This is a genomic window from Bradyrhizobium sp. Ghvi (assembly GCF_900115265.1).
In the GTDB taxonomy this organism is placed as follows: Bacteria; Pseudomonadota; Alphaproteobacteria; order Rhizobiales; family Xanthobacteraceae; genus Bradyrhizobium.
In genome coordinates this window covers 411,569-429,063 of sequence record NZ_FOVU01000004.1, presented here as the reverse complement: position 1 = coordinate 429,063, position 17,495 = coordinate 411,569, and the positions used below count along the sequence as shown (strand labels likewise).

General features: G+C 60.4%; 18 protein-coding genes and 1 tRNA gene. 7 read left to right on the top strand and 12 right to left on the bottom strand.

What is annotated here, in order from left to right; all coding sequences use genetic code 11:
- Positions 1-75: 75 nt before the first annotated feature.
- The 7 genes from BM374_RS17525 to BM374_RS17495 form a co-directional block, all read right to left on the bottom strand.
- Positions 76-534: a DUF5681 domain-containing protein gene (locus tag BM374_RS17525; RefSeq protein ID WP_092294265.1), complete on the bottom strand. Its 459-nt coding sequence runs from the start codon at positions 532-534 to the stop codon at positions 76-78.
- Positions 535-1,094: 560 nt separating this feature from the next.
- The gene (locus tag BM374_RS17520; RefSeq protein ID WP_143270205.1) at positions 1,095-2,966 is read right to left on the bottom strand and encodes a hypothetical protein; all 1,872 of its coding nucleotides are present in this window, start codon (positions 2,964-2,966) and stop codon (positions 1,095-1,097) included.
- Between the two features lie 4 nt (positions 2,967-2,970).
- A complete protein-coding gene (locus tag BM374_RS37930; protein WP_143270204.1) occupies positions 2,971-4,053 on the bottom strand; it encodes a phage tail protein in 1,083 nt (360 codons plus the stop codon).
- Positions 4,050-4,325, bottom strand: a complete 276-nt coding sequence (locus tag BM374_RS17515; RefSeq protein WP_092294260.1) for a hypothetical protein — start codon at positions 4,323-4,325, stop codon at positions 4,050-4,052. Before BM374_RS17515 ends, BM374_RS37930 begins: the two co-directional genes overlap by 4 nt.
- 2 nt (positions 4,326-4,327) lie before the next feature.
- Positions 4,328-4,516, bottom strand: coding sequence for a hypothetical protein (locus BM374_RS17510; RefSeq protein ID WP_092294257.1), 189 nt, complete (start codon positions 4,514-4,516; stop codon positions 4,328-4,330).
- 514 nt (positions 4,517-5,030) lie between these two features.
- Positions 5,031-5,894 carry a hypothetical protein gene (locus BM374_RS17500; protein ID WP_143270203.1) on the bottom strand — a complete coding sequence of 288 codons (864 nt, stop codon included), beginning with the start codon at positions 5,892-5,894 and terminating at the stop codon, positions 5,031-5,033.
- A gap of 93 nt (positions 5,895-5,987) precedes the next feature.
- Positions 5,988-6,719, bottom strand: a complete 732-nt coding sequence (locus BM374_RS17495) for a recombinase family protein (protein ID WP_092294251.1) — start codon at positions 6,717-6,719, stop codon at positions 5,988-5,990.
- 265 nt (positions 6,720-6,984) lie between these two features.
- On the opposite strand from BM374_RS17495, the gene BM374_RS17490 reads away from it, so the two are divergent.
- The 5 genes from BM374_RS17490 (at position 6,985) to BM374_RS17470 (ending at position 11,664) form a co-directional block, all read left to right on the top strand.
- The gene (locus BM374_RS17490) at positions 6,985-7,806 is read left to right on the top strand and encodes a hypothetical protein (protein WP_092294249.1); all 822 of its coding nucleotides are present in this window, start codon (positions 6,985-6,987) and stop codon (positions 7,804-7,806) included.
- 127 nt (positions 7,807-7,933) lie between these two features.
- Positions 7,934-8,137: a helix-turn-helix domain-containing protein gene (locus tag BM374_RS17485; RefSeq protein WP_092294247.1), complete on the top strand. Its 204-nt coding sequence runs from the start codon at positions 7,934-7,936 to the stop codon at positions 8,135-8,137.
- 72 nt (positions 8,138-8,209) lie between these two features.
- Positions 8,210-8,572: a hypothetical protein gene (locus BM374_RS37925; protein WP_143270202.1), complete on the top strand. Its 363-nt coding sequence runs from the start codon at positions 8,210-8,212 to the stop codon at positions 8,570-8,572.
- A 418-nt stretch (positions 8,573-8,990) separates the two neighbouring features.
- Complete coding sequence (locus tag BM374_RS17480) at positions 8,991-10,109, top strand: bifunctional DNA primase/polymerase (RefSeq protein ID WP_092294245.1); 1,119 nt, start codon at positions 8,991-8,993, stop codon at positions 10,107-10,109.
- A 328-nt stretch (positions 10,110-10,437) separates the two neighbouring features.
- Entirely contained in the window at positions 10,438-11,664 is a 1,227-nt protein-coding gene (locus tag BM374_RS17470; RefSeq protein WP_092294241.1) for a site-specific integrase, read from the top strand.
- Between the two features lie 16 nt (positions 11,665-11,680).
- Here the strand turns inward: BM374_RS17470 and BM374_RS17465 are convergent.
- The 3 genes from BM374_RS17465 to BM374_RS17455 all read right to left on the bottom strand — a co-directional run bounded on the left by BM374_RS17465 (position 11,681) and on the right by BM374_RS17455 (position 13,078).
- Positions 11,681-11,757: transfer RNA gene (locus BM374_RS17465), tRNA-Arg, on the bottom strand.
- A gap of 149 nt (positions 11,758-11,906) precedes the next feature.
- Positions 11,907-12,365 carry a hypothetical protein gene (locus BM374_RS17460; RefSeq protein WP_092294239.1) on the bottom strand — a complete coding sequence of 153 codons (459 nt, stop codon included), beginning with the start codon at positions 12,363-12,365 and terminating at the stop codon, positions 11,907-11,909.
- 158 nt (positions 12,366-12,523) lie between these two features.
- The gene (locus BM374_RS17455; protein WP_092294980.1) at positions 12,524-13,078 is read right to left on the bottom strand and encodes a hypothetical protein; all 555 of its coding nucleotides are present in this window, start codon (positions 13,076-13,078) and stop codon (positions 12,524-12,526) included.
- A 153-nt stretch (positions 13,079-13,231) separates the two neighbouring features.
- Here BM374_RS17455 and BM374_RS17450 point away from each other — a divergent pair, with 153 nt between their 5' ends.
- Positions 13,232-13,618: a VOC family protein gene (locus BM374_RS17450; RefSeq protein WP_092294237.1), complete on the top strand. Its 387-nt coding sequence runs from the start codon at positions 13,232-13,234 to the stop codon at positions 13,616-13,618.
- A gap of 38 nt (positions 13,619-13,656) precedes the next feature.
- Here BM374_RS17450 and BM374_RS17445 read toward each other — a convergent pair whose 3' ends face one another.
- On the bottom strand, positions 13,657-14,154 hold the full coding sequence (locus BM374_RS17445; protein WP_092294235.1) for a hypothetical protein: 498 nt from the start codon (positions 14,152-14,154) through the stop codon (positions 13,657-13,659).
- Positions 14,155-14,411: 257 nt separating this feature from the next.
- On the opposite strand from BM374_RS17445, the gene BM374_RS17440 reads away from it, so the two are divergent.
- Entirely contained in the window at positions 14,412-14,765 is a 354-nt protein-coding gene (locus BM374_RS17440; protein ID WP_092294233.1) for a GrlR family regulatory protein, read from the top strand.
- A gap of 14 nt (positions 14,766-14,779) precedes the next feature.
- Here the strand turns inward: BM374_RS17440 and BM374_RS17435 are convergent, their stop codons facing one another.
- Complete coding sequence (locus tag BM374_RS17435; RefSeq protein ID WP_092294231.1) at positions 14,780-17,467, bottom strand: PAS domain S-box protein; 2,688 nt, start codon at positions 17,465-17,467, stop codon at positions 14,780-14,782.
- Positions 17,468-17,495 lie beyond the last annotated feature (28 nt).

The following is a 17,495-nucleotide window of genomic DNA, read 5'->3' as shown; positions in this document are numbered from 1 at the left end:
ACTCATCTTCCGAAGCCTTGGGTGGGATGTTCAAGGCACCCTCCAGCTTGGCTAAACGCCTGTCGTGACCGCCCATTACCGCAACCGCTCCGATTGGAGTCCTTCTAGTTTCTTGAGCCGCTCCTCGTGGTCTGCGACTTCGAGGATCCGTGCGTAGCCCTCGACGATCTTCGTCAACTCCCCGGCCTCGGAAGGCGTCAGCTCACCGGCCCCTACGGCCTGCACGATCGCCGCAACCGCCTTCACGGCATCAGCTGCGGTGCTGATCGCAGGCGACGCAAATGGCACGGGCCGGTCTTTGCGCGGCGGACAGATGCGCTCTAGACAAAGCCGGAGGGCGGTTAGATCACCATCTTTGGCCAGCTCAATGGCCTTCCGGGTCAGTGTCTGCGCCTCACCATCAAGCAATGCCTCGACCGCGAGCGTCGTCGCGTTCCTGGCTCCCTTAGGTCGGCCACTCGGATTGCCGGATTGGCCGGGAAGGAAACGCCTGCCCCGTTGTTTTGGGGCTGTTTTTTCAGGCGATTTGACCAATAGTCTCTCTCGCGTAGGAAGAAATCAGGTTTGCTTTGATCCGTTGCCGCCCGGGGGGCCAGATGAACCGAATTGGCCGCCGTACCCTTATTGCGATGGCGGCTATTCTTGTATTAGCCTGCGCCCTTAAGTTGCTTGGAGGTGGCTGGTGGCTGAACGCAAGGTGATCAACTTACCGATGGCTGTGAATGTCGTGGCCACGTTCCCAGATAATCCGGCGCGGCCATACGACTCCATTCGTCCCATTGTGACTGTCCAGTTGGAAGGTCAAGACGGATCTGTGATCCTACTACCGTTAGCCGATAGCGTTCCGGAAAAGCTCGTCCGTATACTTTTGCAATATGAGAAAGTTCGGGATTCCCTGTTGCCGCCAGGATCAGCCGGCCCAAAAATAATCCAATGACCTTCAGCATATGACTCGTCCTTGGCTCATCGCTTGTGGTGTCATTTTCTTTTTGGTGATGGCGTTCGTCATGAAGCCCTTCACTGGCTTCGTTGTCGATAGAGGCGGCTTTGGGGATGGCTTGCCCTCATGGTCGTCACATTTGCCATCGGCTTTGCTATTGACCGTTCTGACCGGCGAAAGCGGGAGCAAGACCTGGAGCGATAACGGCTCCCGCCCGACCAGCATTCGAGATGGCTTGAGCGCGCCGCGCCTCGATCGCGCCCCGCAATGCGTTGGCCATCGCACTCTCTGGCGCTCTCGCCCGGATCATTTGATCGAGCTTCTCAAGCTGAGCCATAGTCATCTTATTGCCGAGCTTCTTGATTGCCCCGCCAGCAATTGGAGCCGCGACGCCGGCCGGACCCGCAGCCATTGCTCCTGCCCCAGCTGTCACAAGCGATCCCAGCCCACCCCCGCCACCTAGGAGATTGCCGACGGCCCGGATGACGTTCGCCGGAGCTGTACCGCGAACAACCCGCTGCATCTGCAGGATCTCATCCTGAGAGAACCCCTGCCGTAACTTCTGGCTCTTCAGTATGTCCTTCACGCGCTGGCGAAGAGCGTTCTCGAGGTTGGCCCCGCTATTGGCCGAGCTAGCCTGCAACTCTGCATCGGCGATCTTGCCCTGCAACAGGTCGGACCTTTTGGACGCCGCGTAGTTCGCTTGTGCCTTCTTGAATACCTGACTCGCTACGTTTGCGTTCCCGCTTAGGACATCTGAGGACGGAACGGACTCTAGATAGCTATCAAGTGCGTTGATGACAGAAGTTGCCGCGCCTTTTTCAGTCGGGTCGATTGATTGCGCGGCTTTGCCGAGAACGCGACGGATTCCATGGACATCTGCAAACGAGACATGTGCGCTGGCTGGTTGTCGCTGCGCGAGCTCGTCTAGAACTGCGAACGTCTTGGGGGCGAGATAGTCCCGCAACCCATCGTCCATCAGATTTTGCTTCGCCGCTGTGGCTAAATTGTTTATAGCCGCGGGCTTCAGCTTCACGTTCATGCGTCGCAGTGCGTCATAGCCCGCAGTTGCCGCATCTTTCAAATCTTCGGCGGACGGGATAGCAGGCGGTGGCGAAACAGCCGATTTCACTCCTTGCACAACTTTACCAATCGTGCGGCCAACGGCGGGGCCAGCTGCGCCGAGCGCGCTTCCTTTCATTGCTCCAGAAGTAATATCTTCGCCTCTCGTCGCTGCATCCGCGGCGCCGATGGCTGCCCCACTGGCGCCACCGGCAAGCATCTGCGCGGGCAGAGAACTACCGACCAAGCCTAGCACTCGCGCACCCGTCGCTGTCGCCGCGATGGGAGCCATGGAAGCGGCGCCACCAGCGATCTTTGCTCCTGTATCGATTACCGGATGCTCGGTCTCGAACTTCCGGTCCATGCCCTCCTGCTGCGCGAGCGAGTCAGCATACCGTTGCGACCAATCGCCTTTCAGCTGGTCCTTCTCGGCAAACAACGGATTGAGGACCGGAGCCAAGGTGGCATTCGTCGCCGCGTCGAGCTTGTTCAACACACCGCCCACGATCGGGACGCCGGTTGCGGCGGATCGGACAACATTGTTTGCAGAAACGACTTCGGGCTTCTTATCAGCGCGCGGGAATTGCTCCCAATCCCATGAATTGTCTCGTTTCGACGCGTCGCCATCCCCGGAGTTCTTCAGATGTTGTTGCAACACTTCGAACGCCTGAGGTACTGTTCCTCCTTCCGGCCCCTCAACCGAGTATCGCCGCCCGGACGGAGACGTAAAATCGAAGGGCTTCTTTTGAGGCCTAGCGCGCGGAAACGCCTCCCAATCATCAGCAGAAGTATAAGGCTTTGTCGGATCGAAAGGCTTGCCGACCACCTGGTACGGCTTAGACGGATCAAACGGCGGCTTGTCTATTAGACCGATCTGTGACGCGGCTGCCATTGCCGCATGCTCATCAGGGGCATCAACTCGATATCTGCCGATCGTTGGACTCGATAATTCAAAAGTCGGCATTGGCTCACAAGACCCTCAGGAAATATGTGACGGCAACAGTAGGCTGCACCACTGGCAAAGGAGTGCTCGTGCCGCCCTGCGCACCTGGCGTAACGGCGGAGTTCATAGATAGGCCAGAGATATCGAGCGCAGTTCCGCCACTTGATCCACCACCATAGCCAACGCAGCATCCGCCAGGGGTAAAGATGTTATTCGGCGAATGGCCGGTCACTGTCGTCGGGAAAGTGACCGAAACGGAAATGCTGGGAGTATAGGGTGGAAGATTTGCCGTGACTAACGTTTTGCTCTCGCTACCGTTCGAGCAAGTAGCCCCCACAGACGTCATCGCCGTTCCGCATCCGGTCGACGATGAGGTTAGGCGATTAGCCGCCGAACCGTTCAGATTATCGAGGGCTGCTAGAACGCGCCCGCGCAAATCGATGACTGCGAATTGACCACCAGGACAGCTACCAGATGCCGGACTTCCCAGCGCCGCCCAGTAGGCCGCATAGGTTACAGTCGAGATGCACTGACCGGCCGGAAGAATAAAGTTGGAGTTCGGTGGCGTCGCGATGGTGGAAGGCAGAAGTCCGCCCAGCGGAACGTTGAACGCCGAGCTGTAGAAATCGCGCAAGACCCAGGCGCCAGCCGCACTCGAAAACTTAGCACTGTAAGGGGTTCCTGCAATCAACGTCGCCGCCCCGACAGCGGAACCAGGCGCAGTCTGAATTGGATAGGTATTTCCACCATCAGTCGTAATCGTCGGCGCAATACCGTTCGTTGTATGCGGAGTGAAGGCGATCATTTGCCCATCGTTGGGCGTCGAAGAAAGACCCTGATTGGTCGTCAGCACGTACGCAGTTGACGTACCGCTTGTGGTCAGCGCTCCTGAAATATCGTCTCGATATCTCGCGATCCCTGCCATCATCGAGCGCGCAGATGGGGAGACCGCGCTCGGCGCCATTCCGACAGTCCAGTTGATTGCCGGATCGGAGACAGAGTTGCTTCCGGAAGTTTGGCTCCATCTCCACACTTGCTGGGCCGATGAGCCACTAGCTGAAAAGGCGAGTAGCAGAGCCGCAACGAGAACTTGACTCGCCTTCATCATGCCCGGTCCTCGCTCTTTAGGATCACCGGGTAGACGCGAACGACACGATCGCCATCGACGCGAGCCACGGGATCGAGCCGGTAGTGGAGGTCCGGATCAAACGGCATCGAGTCGGCATACTCGACCGGCAACACTCTGCGTCCCGGACTGGGATCGCCCGGTGCAGTGCTGCGATATTCGCTGATCGAAAGGATCTGGTCGCCCTCGACAAGCGCATATTGGCGCTCGCCAGGTTGGCCGTCGCCGAAGCGCGAGATTGGAGATTGAGGCATAATCAACCTCCAAGCTCAGTCTCGGGCTCGAAGCCGTCGGCCTTCAGACGATCAAGGATTGCTGAGCGAATATATGCAGCCGGCTTGACCCACCGCTTCGCCGCGGCCTTGTCCACCGCCTCGGTGAAGGCGGTTGGACAGCGGACATTGAAGTTACGATCGAAGACGGCAACCGTCTTTGATGCAGACATGACGAGGCTTCCCTCGAAAAGATTGAGTTCGGGATGGGTTGAGGCTCAGCCTCAGAGCCGGCTGACGGGGGGCCGGTACGACTTTGTCGGTACGGCAATATTCCTGGCGCGACAGGGCGGCTTCGATCAGAGAGCCGCGAATCGGGAGCTGATAGGGTGCTCCAATTCCCAGCCGAAAGTAACGCTTGGCCAGTACGTAGGTGACTTCGTAACGGAGGGTCACTAACCGGGAAGCTAAGATGGACGCTCACCCTATCCCGCGCTGTTAACGTAAGCGCTGCGCCACTCGTCTGGCGCACGAAGCCTCTTCTAATCCCGAAGAGGATGGCAAACCCAACGTAGAATGTGACTGACGTGAATACAAGGCTGGCAACATGTCATCCGGTACACGTCGCAAACTCTCTGCGCGAACGCCAGCGAATACAGGCGTCTCTCAACGCATCTCGGCGGCCAATGAGAAAAAACGCATCTCACGCAATCTTGAACTATACCGAGCCTGAACCGGCGCACCAATTCACGAAGGGCATGTAACCGTGAAGCTGGTCCATCCGCACTGGCCGCCCGCTATGCTGAAGTTGTGACGGACATTCACCTTTGGATCACCTCTTCCTTGGCAAAAGCGTTTGTTGAAGGCGTCGTAAGTGGAATCTGCGCCGCCTCCAATTGAACTGTAGTCCGCACAGCTATATGCGACTACTCCGGGTCCGAGACACGAGGCTCCTCCGCCGCTTCCAACGCAGATGTTTATTGGCCCAAAATACGGGCGCCCCAGGGTCAGAGGTATTTGGGCATCGGAACTCGTCGGTGCTTTCAAATCGGCTGACGCCATTTGCTCGAGTTCAGATCGATTTAAGCTGCTGAGGACCCCCGCCCGCACTAGGAATAGGAGGATCGCTGCGCGGCCCTTGATATCTTCGCTCTTTGCAAGCTCGTCCTGGATGATCTTATACGCGAAGTCCCGCTCTTCCTTGGAGGCCTTACGAGTGGCTTCGGCCCGGGCGGTGCTCTCCTGAAGATCTGTTTTGAGTTTCTCAAACTGGCGAGCCCTTTCGCTCTCAGAGGCCCCCTGCGCCTCAGAGATAGTAGCTTCAAGTTGCTTAATCGCTATGGAGTTGGCTGCTGCCTGCCTCGTCTGGAAGTAACCTACCACCGCGTTCGCACCTATCGTGACGAGCCCGACCAAGGCCACAACGAGCGGCGTATTGTGCCAGAACTTCAACTTCTCTAGGCGCAGCGTAGCTCGCCTTTCAGCTAGTTCTTCGTTGAGCAGCGGCTTCTGAGCTTTTTCCTTGAGCAGATTTTCAAGGAGGATCTTTTTGATTTCAGGCTCAAGGTCCCGGTCCTTGAGGAATGAAAATTCGCTCTCCCAGTCGGCCATGCTCCAGCCCTCGTTCCCGCCAGATTCTCCTGCAACCTCTGGGCGCGCGCAAGAGGGATTCCCGTACTTGCTCGCCCGCGGCATGGCTCCAATCTATTGCGTGGCACAATCAGCGTCCGGTAGTGCGGCGAGGGTCCGCCTTACTTGAATCGGGCTCCATTGACCCCGCCCGCGCGGTGTCTGAATGCCGGCGTTGTTCAGAGCATCTGCGATTGCTTGTAGGGTCAGCGCGCCGCGGCCGCGGATCTCCGCAATTGTGGGGGCTAGATCGAGAGCACGATCAAGGGCCCTCCTCCGGTTTGCTGCGGCACCACACCTCTGGGCTGCCCGATCGATCCTGACCGGCTGGCCGTCGCTTTTACGGATGCGCTGCCCACCGAGCTTCTTGCCCCGTGCTTTCGCAGCGGCGAGCGCCGCCCGCGTACGAGCGGCAATCATTCCGGCCTCCAACTCGGCAACGGACGCCATCTGCTGAAGTAGAAACCGCCCTGTCGCTCCTTCGATTTGCGGAAGATCAGCGAACCTCATGTCAACGTTTGCTTCGAGCAATCGGCTCAGGAAGGCAACGCTGCGGGTCAAGCGATCAACCTTGCTGACGATAAGGGGGCACCGATGCAGGCGTGCGGCAGCGAGCGCCTTATCGAGCTCCGGTCGATTGGATTTGCGACCGCTCTCGACCTCCGTGAACTCAGCCACGATGGTCCAGTTACCGCCATTCAAATAGCTGGCGACCGCCGCCCGCTGTGCCTCAAGGCCTAACCCGCTGCGTCCCTGGCGAGCGGTAGACACTCGATAGTAGGCAATGAACTTGCCGTTGGAGACCACGGAATACGCTCCACCTGTCAGTGGGGTCCATAGAAACGCACTTTTACAACTCTGTCAACACCCGTTGAAAGAGATGTAAAAACCCTCGCAAATAAGAACCCAACCAGAACACACGACCGTGAACGGGCGAGTGTCAGCCGAGCTTGGCAATTCGGGAGGCGACTTCTACCTGTGCTCTAGACGTGGCTAGGTTTGGCCGCCGAAAGCCGGTTTCCGCACCGGCCGCCACGTCGCCCTTCCCTGCGGATGCACCTGCGGAGGTGTCATGCCAAATAGTCTCGACGGCCTCCCCGACGAACCAACCGGTACGGTGGAAGAGCGAATAGCGAAGCTTGCGCGGGAGGCCGAGGCAAACCGGCCTACTGGTCTGTTCGTTGCGCCCTACATGATCGAGCCTATGACCCGGGCCGACCGTGCGGGATACGTGCCCTTGTCCACCGCACTCATGTGGATCATGACCAATGGTGGCGCTCAAGATAGAGACCTGAACGACGTCGCCGCCTGGCAGAATGCCGTTTCTCGCTTGTTGCCGCTCATCGCGACCGGCGAGATCGAAATCAATGCACGACGCCAGGCACCAGACCGGACGTTGTTCGATGGCATATCCATCTCGACGCCTTTTGGAGACAGCGTTCCTCCGGGACGTGAGCGCTGGATTTTGGCTTATCCCTATGTTGACCTTCAGCACTGGGACGAAGGCGACATGAACGATCAACTTTACCTGCACGGGTTACGACAAGGCGCGACATTTACTCACCTGACCGTTAGAAAAAGCGACGTGCTGAGCGAGTTTCCATATTCGGAAGTTGCGTCCGCCGGTAACGAAGCCGCCCTCACCGTGCCTGCCGGAGCGCGAGCAATCCCCTCAAAGCCGCACGACACGGCCACGCTGGAGTGCATCCGTCTTGCACTACTCGAAACTCCGCCCTTCAACGTGGGATACGTGACGCGCGATTGGAGTTGGCCAAAGATCGCCGATCATATTGGCGGAGCTTACCAACGAAAGATGGGCGCCAAAGGCTACTCAGAAACCGCGCATAAAATCCCATCAGTAGCGAGCGTCAGGCGCGTCTTGGGCGCAGGTTAGCCTGCCAACGCCTGCCATTTTCTGCCAAAACCAGCCATTCGATTCTACTGCTCCTATAGCGCCTGTACATTCCCGGTTGTGTCTCACCAACGCTTTGCGCATTCGCGCAACCAACCGAGGAATTACTATGCTTGAAGGTGCCGTATCTCTTGACCGCTTCTGCGCGGAAAACTCTGTGTCTCGCGCGACGTGCTACCGCGAAATTTCTGCTGGTCGGCTCGAGGCCCGCAAGGTCGGTCGAAAAACCGTCATTACCAAAGCCGCAGCTAAGGCTTGGCTGGAGGCGCTGCCGAAGTTCGGCGCCGACTGCGACTCTGACGTCGCCGCGTAATCAAACCTCCTCCTCAAATAGAAGCCCGGCTGAGCGCTCGTAACGCCGCCGGGCCGAAGAGAAAGTTAGCAAATGCTCGATAGCATATCTGCGCGAAAATTCAACTTCGATCCCGATCAACTCGAACAGAAATCCGGCAAAGCGCTTGAGGAGCCGCTTCTCGCCGCGGCAGAGGAAGCCGCGCGCGATGCTCGGGACAAAGAACGAGATTACGATGACTTCGATTGGTCATCAGATCAATCCGTCGTTCTCCGAGAGCAGCGAGCCACTGCGGTCTATCGAAATCGATGGAATGGGCTCGTTATTCGACAGGAGAAGTCGTGGGACGAAGAAAGCGATCCCTTTCTCGTAATCACCCAAGAAAATTGTGACGTCTTTGTTGATCGTCTCTGCGACCTCCTAGGCGTTCCGTCTGCCGGAGGCCCAACACGATGAAAAGAGTCGATCCAGAGCAGCTAGTGCGAGACATTTGGAATCTCGCGTGTGGTCCCTATCCGGACAGGCCAGGAGCGAAAGAACGCGGCGGCACTTCGGAGGAGTCGGCGAACGCTATCGCGCCTCTAGCCGCAGATCTGCGTGGTAAATTCGCAAAACACTTCTTTGAAACTCATCCCCTCACGTGGACGGCGGACGAATGCGCGGACAGATTCCAGGTCAGTCCGTTCTCAGCTCGCCCTAGGATTTCGGAGCTGCGAAACGCGGGCCTGATCAAACCAAGTGGCGAACGGCGGCGCAACCGGACATCCACGCATTTCGCCACCGCCTGGATCGCCACGGATTTGCTGGTGGGAACGGATACGGATGGGGTTACCCCCCCGCTTATCCCGGACGCTGCGATTGACGGGGGCGCCTCTTGAGCACGTTCGCAGAATGGCAGCCCGTTTATGCTGCGCACGGCCTGGCCACCTTCCCGGTTCGCATCGAAGGCAGCCAGAAAAGGCCGATGGCAAAGAACTATCTGCGGACCGGACGTCCCTACAGCGATCGTCTCGCGAGACAGTTTCCCGAGGCAGAGGCGTTTGGATTTGCGCTCGGGGCTAGAACTAAAATCACCGTCCTGGACTGCGATTCCAAAGATGAGCGCATTCTCGCGTACGCAATGACGCGCCACGGCAAAACCCCGCTCGTCGTTCGCTCTGGATCGGGCAACTATCAAGCTTGGTACCGCCACAACGGCGAGCGAAGGCATATTCGCCCGGATCCGCGCCTTCCGGTGGATTTTTTGGGCGGCGGTTTTGTAGTCGCTCCGCCCAGCCGTGGCACAAAATCGAACTACCAGATCATCGCCGGCAGCCTTGATGATCTCGATCGTTTACCTCCGTTGCAGAACTTCGTCGCAGAAGCGAATGCGGAAGTGATCTCAATGGGGCGCCGCAACGATGCCCTGTGGAAGCATTGCATGCGGCAATGCCGTTCATGCGACGATTTCGCCGCTCTATTAGACGTCGCCGAAACCTTCAATTGCCAGTCGCTGAATCCTCCTCTCGCTGCCGACGAGGTCGTCAAGGCTGCTCGCTCAGCGTGGTCAGCGACAGAGCGCGGCCGAAACAGGTTCGGGCAGATCGGGGCCTTTTTGACGATCGAGGAGACCTTGGAGATGGCAAGCGATCCGCATTTGCTGACCTTGCTCGCCTGGCTCAGGGCACAGAACTCCCCGACGTCCAAATTCCTGATTGCCGACGGCTTGGCGGAGAAGCTTGGGTGGTCGCTTCCTCAGCTGCGTCGCTGCCGTAAGGCGTTGCAGGTGATAGGCAGGATCGAAATGATCCGGCCACCCGCCCGAGGATGTGCCGCCCTTTATCGGTGGAACACCTCACAATCTGGCAATGGCCTATCGAAATCAGTAGGCCATGCCACGGGTCTTGAGGCCCCTGGCCCTAAGAGGTGTAGGGGAAGTGTTATTGAGGATAGCCTATCGAAATCGATAGGCCATTGCCAAACCGGTTCGGCAGAGCACAGGAGGGCAGCATGAGGCCGGCAGCGATACCTGCTGGCTCATGGCCCCGGCGCATGCCCGTTGAATTGGCCGCAGGGTATTGTGGGGAAGCCTCAGCAGAGGCCTTCCTGAGGCGCGTGGGCAAAGAGTATCCTTTGCCACGGGTTGCGGAAGGACGCAGGCGGCTATGGCTGAGGGACGATCTGGACATGGCAATAGCGCCGGACGGCGGACACCGCGACCTCGCCGAGGAGCTGTGACCGTGGCTCTCCCTCGGCACGTCATCCCTAAGCGGCTCGCGAGAGGCACCCTCGCCTTCTACTACAACGTTCCGACAAAATATCGGAAGCTTGAATGCCCGATCTTGAACGAGCCGCTTGGCAGCGACTTCGCGAAAATGACGGAGCGGGCCAAGACGCTGAATGAGCAGTTCGACGAATGGGACTTGGCACGCAAAGGCCAGCCTGTCTCGCCCGGTCCGAACGTTCCCAAATACGGTACGGTCGATTGGCTTTTCCGAGAATACAAGATCAGCAAGGCTTATTTGGAGAAGGTCGCCCAGCGCTCACGCAGCGACTACGAGTGGGCCATGGAGCAGATATGCGACATCAAGACCAAGAATGGTGATCGCGTTGGCAGCCGTCCGGCCCGGATGATTACGCCGCGGGCAGCGGACAAGCTGTATGACAAGTTCCTGGAAGGCACAGGCAAGAAGGACCTGAAGGGCACGTTACGCCTGCGCACCGGCGAGAAGCTAATCGGATTGTGCCGCAAGGCGTGGCGTGTGGTGCACCGTCTCTTCCCCGACGAGTTCGATAGAGACGTGCCAAATCCATGGACGGGAGTTACCCTAAAGGTCCGCCCAAAGGGTAAGAAGCTCGCTGTGACCAGGGACGAGGTTTATGCATTCGCCTGGGGCGCAATTGATGCGGGCTATCCGGAAGTGGCGGCAACAGCGGTCATTTGTTTCGAATGGCTCCAGCGCCCGGAGAACGTCGTTGCTGGCTGCATCAAATGGTCGGACTACCGCTCGCCAACTGCACCCACAATCATCAACGTGGAGCACCACAAGACAGGTACTGTTGCGCCCCACCCGCTCGAGGAGCGTACCGCTGAAGGTCTAGTGCTGTTCTATGCCGACGCTGAGGAGGTGCTGGCAAAGCTGCCGAAGCTCGGCGTGCCGATGATCCTGCGGGAGATCGGCAAGAAAGCAAAAAAAGAGAAGCCCAACGCGGGGACGGCCAAGCCGTGGATATATAGCTCGCTTAACCATGTCGTCGCGCGGCTTCGCAAGAAGATCGACGGCGTGCCGCCGCACTTCACGCTGGACGCCTGCCGGCATGGCGGGATGACCGAGCTTGAGGAGGCGGAACTAACGGACGGTCAGGGGCGCGCCCTCTCCACCCACAAGACCCAAAAGGCCTATGAGGGCTACGCGAAGCGCACCGCCAAGCGCATGCTCTCGGCGACGCGCAAGCGGCATGCACATGTGCTCGCTGAGGCGCTGGCGAACGAAGCGGCGACAAACGTTCAGAATGAGGCGTTGGACGGCGTTCAGAATGGAAAACAGCCGATTTCGAAAAGCGCCTAATGTTCAATGGATTAGATGGCGCGCTCGGAAGGATTCGAACCTCCGACCCTCGGAATCGAAATCCGATGCTCTATCCAGCTGAGCTACGAGCGCCCTGGCCCCGGGAGTTGGGCCGTAACCGAAGCGTCATGGTCATCCACGGGCAGGCCAGCACGTCGGCGACGTTCGGATCGGTTCGAATTAGCAGAGCGGACGGACAATAAAAAGCCCTCTCCGCCTGAATCGAGGCGGCAAAGGCGCAGCTACCAAGTCGTGTTGAAAAGGCCGAAATGCGGCTGCTGTGCGACCAGCATCATCGGCTGGCCGCGCTGCGGTGCCGGATGCGTCCGTGCCACCCTGCGCCTGGGCTGAGCCGGGGCCTGAACCTGCGGCTTGGCACCGGCCTTCGGCGTGAGTTGGGCGAATGTCTCGCGCACCCGCGCCTTCGCAGACATGTCGGCCAGCACATCTGCCTGCGCCGGCGGCTGGGCCGGTGCGACGGCCGCCGTCTCGACCACGGGCGCGGCAATGGTCGGCTGGCTGGTGTCGAGCACCACACGATCGGGCAGATGACGGTCGGATCGAATCCGGATCAGTGGCTGGTCATAGCCTGTACTTGCAACAGCCTGCGGCGCCGGCAACGCAGGCCAGACGAAATTAGCTGCGAACAACAGTGCGAGCAGCGCTCCACCAACGAAGATGAAATACCGAAAGATGGGCATTGGCCACGCTCCGCCCCCCGCATCCCCGCGTGGGCTTTTCGCCTTAACCGGCGATCCTTTAATTGGTTCCTGCGCCCAGCCTTTGGTTCAAATGGCAACGCCAAGATTTTGGCCAAGAGGCAAGGACGGTAACTTTTCCGCTAGCGGAAAGGCAGCCCTTAGACGCGTCGCGCCGTGACCAGCGAACACTTCGCCTGATCGGCGTTCACGTTGACGAATCCGACGGGGACGCGTGCAAAGGTCTTGCGGCTCTTCATGCCGACGGTGTCGGTCAGCACACGACTGCGGTCGGTCAGATGGCTGCCGTCGCGTCGCGTGAAAGCGCAGACGATCTCGACATCCTTTATGGCATAATCGTTGTCATTTCGGAGGGTGAAGGTCACCAGCGCTTTCGAGCCGAGCCCGCCGCGGCGCCAAGTCTGCGACGAGATCCTCATCCGGTCGAGACTGGCGACCTCCGCAGCGGAGGTATTCGAGACAGTTGTGGGGGAAGGCGGTTCGACACTTGCCAACGCCAATTTCACCGGCCTGGTTGGCGCGACGTTGGCCTCGGACGGCGGCATCAGCAACCAAACGGCACCGCCAACTAAGATTGCCGCCAGCAGCCACAAAACCCCTCGCTGGAACCAAATGCTTCCGCGCCCGGGCCGCAGGCAATCCTCGCTCTTCCTTGCGAAGCTTCCCAGTCCGATCTGACCAAGCCCTGCGCGCATCAGTGCGTCACCCGCCTCCTTCTTCAATCCACCACACGGACCAAGGTTCCCGCAAGCGCGCGAATCTCGGATAGGAGCACTGGTGGCGATTGTCGATCAGGATCGCTAACATGCGGTGCAACATCGCCAAGCTCCTGTCGGGAAGGAATTGAAATGCCAGTCGTCGTCACCTGGGATCACGTCCATCTGCGCAGCCCCGATCCGGAAGCGACTGCGATCTGGCTGCGGGATATCCTCGGCGGCGAGATTGTGCACGCGCCGGGGCGCATCGACGTCAATCTCGGCGGTGCAAGGATATTCATCGCGCCGCTGGACGGCGACAGCGAAGTCAGCCCGCCACCCCCGCACCCCCATCAGGGCCTCGACCATTTCGGGCTCACGGTGAAAGACATCGATGCCGTCGCCGCCGAGATCAAGGCCAAGGGCGTGATCTTCACGCGGGAGCCGACCACGATCCGGCCCGGCGTCCGCGTCTGCTTTATCCGCGGTCCCGAGGGCATCTCCATTGAGCTGCTCGAGCGCGACAAGAAATACAGCTGACGCGGACCCTAAACGCGCCGGACCGGCGTGTTGCCGCGCTAAGTCATACTACCCGGCATAAAGCAGCGGATGGTCACGCCCATATAGCCGTAGATCGGCCATACCATGGTACGACCGACCCGATTGGGCTCCGAGATCACCGCCTCCTCGGGCACGTCGACCCAGACCAGCTCCTGCTGTTTGCCTTCGATCGCGTAGCCGAGGCGCGGGATGCGGACACGATAGTGCCCGTCCTTGCTCTCCCAATCGGAGTCCGAGATCGCCGAACCGTCGGCATCCGAGCAGCACGGCCCCTTGCCGCTGCGCAAGCCGTCGAACCAGGCCTTCAGCTCGGCGTTGGTGTTGACGAACTGGCCGCGGTCGCGTGCGTGCCCACGAGGGGCAAGCAGCGCGATCAGCGTCAACGCCCAAGCAAGACCTGCCGCGCTTCGCCACCGTTTGGGACGGCCAATACTCCGTCGTTGTGTTTCGCAATTCGTGGGACGCGCACTGTACAGACGCGGCTCATTGCCGCCGGAATCGATCCAGTTGCTCACGTTCGTCTTGCTCCAGCACCCCGCGGCCAGTGCAACAATGGTTATGCATTTCGCGGGCCAACTCTGATTCGCAACGACTGGCCTCGCTGCATGATCAGATCGTCATGTCAGCGTCACAGACAAGACGGGACAATTACGGTCGGCCCAAAGGGCGCACGACCTCCCTGCCAGTAACGCGTTGCGCGAGGGATCACGCTTTGGCATAAAAGCTTCACCGGTTACGCCAATGGGCGACCGCGGCCGGCGGACGGGACGTTATGAAGAACGGCCTCTATTCGATTCACGTGAGCCTGCTCGATGGTCGAGTCGGCAAGGGTAGCGGCGTGATTGTTTTTCGCGACGGCAAGATCGTTGGCGGCGATGCCTACCTCTATTACACCGGCAGCTACGTCGTGAAGGACGAGCACACCTTCAAAGGCGAGGTGCTGGTGCAACGGCACACCTCGCCGCGGGGCGATGATAATCCGCTGTTCGGCGGCCCTGCCCCGGTCGGCATCGGCGTGAGCGGGACCTACACGGACACCCGCGCAGAGATGACCGGCACCGCGCTGGTCGGCAAGGCCAGCCTGATTTTCGGCGCCACCCTGCACAAGCTCGCAGAGGTCGACTAGAGTTTAGGCAAACGCTATTCGGCGGCCTGCTCCAGCGGCGCAGTGCGCGGCAGGATCATCTGGATACGCGTACCACCGCCTGGCTCGGAATCGAGGTCGAGCCGCCCGCCAAGCCGGTTGGTGACGATACTGTAGACGATATGCAACCCGAGGCCGGTGCCACCCTGGTCCCGCCGCGTCGTGAAGAACGGATCGAAGGCGCGGCGGCGCACGTCGAGGCTCATGCCGCAACCATTGTCGGAGACGATGACCTCGACATTGTCCTTGCCGCTCTCGCGCACCTTGATGTCGATGGTCCCCGGACGCCCGTCCGGGAAGGCGTGCGCCACCGAGTTCAGGAACAGATTGGTCAGCACCTGGCCGTACGGGCCGGGATAGCTATTCATGGTCAAATTGGGCTGGCATTCGACGTTGAGCGTCAGGTTCTGCTTGCGCAAACCCGGACGCAGGCTCATCACCACCTGCTCGGTGAGATCGGCGAGATCGAAGCTGCGCTGGTCCGAATAGTTGCGGTCGGCCGCGACCTGCTTGAACGACTGGATCAGCTCGGCCGCGCGATTGAGGTTGGAGACGAGCTGCGAGGACGCATCTCGGCTGGTGTTGAGGTAGTCGTTGAGCGTCGAGCGGCGAAGCTCGCCGCGCTCGACCTCGGCGCTGAACATCGCGGTCTTGCGCTCGAGCGCAGAGGCAACCGTCAAGCTGATGCCGACGGGATTATTGACCTCGTGGGCGACGCCGGCGACCAGGCGTCCGAGCGCAGCGAGCTTCTCCGCTTCGATCAGCGAGGCCTGGGTCTCGCGCAGATTGCGCAGCGCAGTCTCGGCAGCATCCTTGGCTTTCCGCATCTCCTGCTCGCCCCGCTTGCGCTCGCCGATGTCGAGCGCCACGGTGACGATCCGCTCGATCTCGCCGGCGGCATCGAGCAGCGGCAGCTTGTTGACGAGCCATTGCCGCATGTTGCCGGAGGCGTCCTGGTACTCCTCCTCATAGAAGCCGAGACCTTTGCGCAAGCTGAGTACGCGCTTGTCGTTCTCGTCAGTCTTCGCCGCGCCATAGCGCGACATCAGATCCGCGGTGGTGCGGCCGAGGGCGTCGCCGGGCTCGATACCGAAGATGCCGGCCATGTAGCGGTTCATCAGCACGTAGCGAAGATTGCGGTCCTTGACGTTGATGACGGCAGGCACGGTGTCGATGACCTGCTGGAGCAGGCGCCGGCCTTCGGCGATGGCGTCTTCCGCCCGCTTCTGATCGGTGATGTCGCGCAACGTGCCCTCGTAGCGGACGATCCTGCCCTGCTCGTCCCGCACGCCGGTCGCGCTATCGGAGAGCCAGAGGATGTTGCCGCCGCGCTGGCGAACCTGATACTCGAACTCGCGCACCATGCCGTCGCGGTGCATCAGCCGCTGGTACTCCTCGCGCGCCGCGGGATCGACGTAGATGGTGTGAGCGATGTCGCTGATGCTGTCGATCAGGTGCTGCGGGCTATCATAGCCCATCATCCGCGCCAGCGCCGGATTGGCGTTGAGGAGATCGCCTGATGGCGTCGTCACGTAGATGCCGTCGATCGAGCCCTCGAACAGCTTGCGATAGCTCTCTTCGGCCAGCCGCTGCTCGGTGAGCGCGCGCACCGCCGCCTCACGAGCCGTGTCGGCCTCCTCCAGCGCGCGTCGAAACACCTCTGCGGCGCGCGCGATGTCGCCGATCTCGTTGCCGAGGTCGGCCGAGGGGATCGAGGCGTTCTTCTCGCCTGCCGCAAGCGCGCGGATGGAGCGCGCGATCTTGGCCAACGGACGCACCGTCCGCCGCACCACGAACCCGGCCGCGAGGATGCCGATCAGCACGCCCATGCTGCCGAGCACGATGCTCTGCCAGCGCGCCTCCGCAAGCGTTCGGGCGAAGTCGCGCGAGAGCACATGGCCACGGCGGTCGCTGACGTCACGAAGCAATTCGGTGACGCGGCCGATCAGCCTCCCCTCCGTTCCCAGCACCTCGCGGTCGATATCGGCGATCTGCCGTTCGCGGACGGCGACTGCAATGATGGCCTCGGCGTAATTGTTCACGGCCGATTTCAACTTGCCATCAGCAATATCCATCGTCCGCATACCCTGCGCGGCCTGCTCGGCAGCAGATGGATTGCGCGCGAGCAGCCCGAGCGCAATCCGGCTCTGCGCCTCCGACAGCCGAGCGGCGAGATCACGATCCCCGCTTTCGGAGACCGCCGCATCGAACTGGTCGCGCAGCGGCGGCAACCCGGCGAGCAACTGCGCACGGCGATCGATCAGGGTCGAAATCCGCTCCAGCCCGCTGCGGTAAGTCGCCAAGCGCTCGGAAACCCCGTCGATCATGTCCTGCTGTTCGGGGGCGAGCTCGATGCGGGTCTTCTTGAGGATCTCGCTCAGGGTCGAGGCGGCCTCGCCGACCTGCTTGAACTGGATGCCCGCGCCGGGATCGGTGACGAAGTCACGCGCGGCGAGCCGCAAATCGTTCATGCGGCGGTCGATGTCTTCGGCAAGATCGCCGACGCTTTGCAGCCGCTGAAGCTCGGCGAAGGTGGCATCGATATGCCGGATCGCGATCACGCTGGCGGTCGAGGTGACGATGATCACCGCCAGCACCAGGATGAAGCTGCCGAACGTCATCTGGCCGATCGACAGCGAAAATGATCGCTTCGGCGGCGGATTCGGTGGCGTTTCGACGGGCATTGGGGCGGAACCGGACTCCATATGTCCC

Excerpts from the sequence above, each read along its gene's own strand:
- BM374_RS17455 (WP_092294980.1), bottom strand. The coding sequence starts at position 13,078 with ATGCGCGCAGGGCTTGGTCAGATCGGACTGGGAAGCTTCGCAAGGAAG.
- BM374_RS17435 (WP_092294231.1), bottom strand. The coding sequence starts at position 17,467 with ATGCCCGTCGAAACGCCACCGAATCCGCCGCCGAAGCGATCATTTTCG.
- BM374_RS17450 (WP_092294237.1), top strand. The coding sequence starts at position 13,232 with ATGCCAGTCGTCGTCACCTGGGATCACGTCCATCTGCGCAGCCCCGAT.
- BM374_RS17500 (WP_143270203.1), bottom strand. The coding sequence starts at position 5,894 with ATGGCCGACTGGGAGAGCGAATTTTCATTCCTCAAGGACCGGGACCTT.
- BM374_RS17510 (WP_092294257.1), bottom strand. The coding sequence starts at position 4,516 with ATGTCTGCATCAAAGACGGTTGCCGTCTTCGATCGTAACTTCAATGTC.
- BM374_RS17515 (WP_092294260.1), bottom strand. The coding sequence starts at position 4,325 with ATGCCTCAATCTCCAATCTCGCGCTTCGGCGACGGCCAACCTGGCGAG.
- BM374_RS37930 (WP_143270204.1), bottom strand. The coding sequence starts at position 4,053 with ATGATGAAGGCGAGTCAAGTTCTCGTTGCGGCTCTGCTACTCGCCTTT.
- BM374_RS17490 (WP_092294249.1), top strand. The coding sequence starts at position 6,985 with ATGCCAAATAGTCTCGACGGCCTCCCCGACGAACCAACCGGTACGGTG.
- BM374_RS17485 (WP_092294247.1), top strand. The coding sequence starts at position 7,934 with ATGCTTGAAGGTGCCGTATCTCTTGACCGCTTCTGCGCGGAAAACTCT.
- BM374_RS17520 (WP_143270205.1), bottom strand. The coding sequence starts at position 2,966 with ATGCCGACTTTTGAATTATCGAGTCCAACGATCGGCAGATATCGAGTT.
- BM374_RS17460 (WP_092294239.1), bottom strand. The coding sequence starts at position 12,365 with ATGCCCATCTTTCGGTATTTCATCTTCGTTGGTGGAGCGCTGCTCGCA.
- BM374_RS37925 (WP_143270202.1), top strand. The coding sequence starts at position 8,210 with ATGCTCGATAGCATATCTGCGCGAAAATTCAACTTCGATCCCGATCAA.
- BM374_RS17440 (WP_092294233.1), top strand. The coding sequence starts at position 14,412 with ATGAAGAACGGCCTCTATTCGATTCACGTGAGCCTGCTCGATGGTCGA.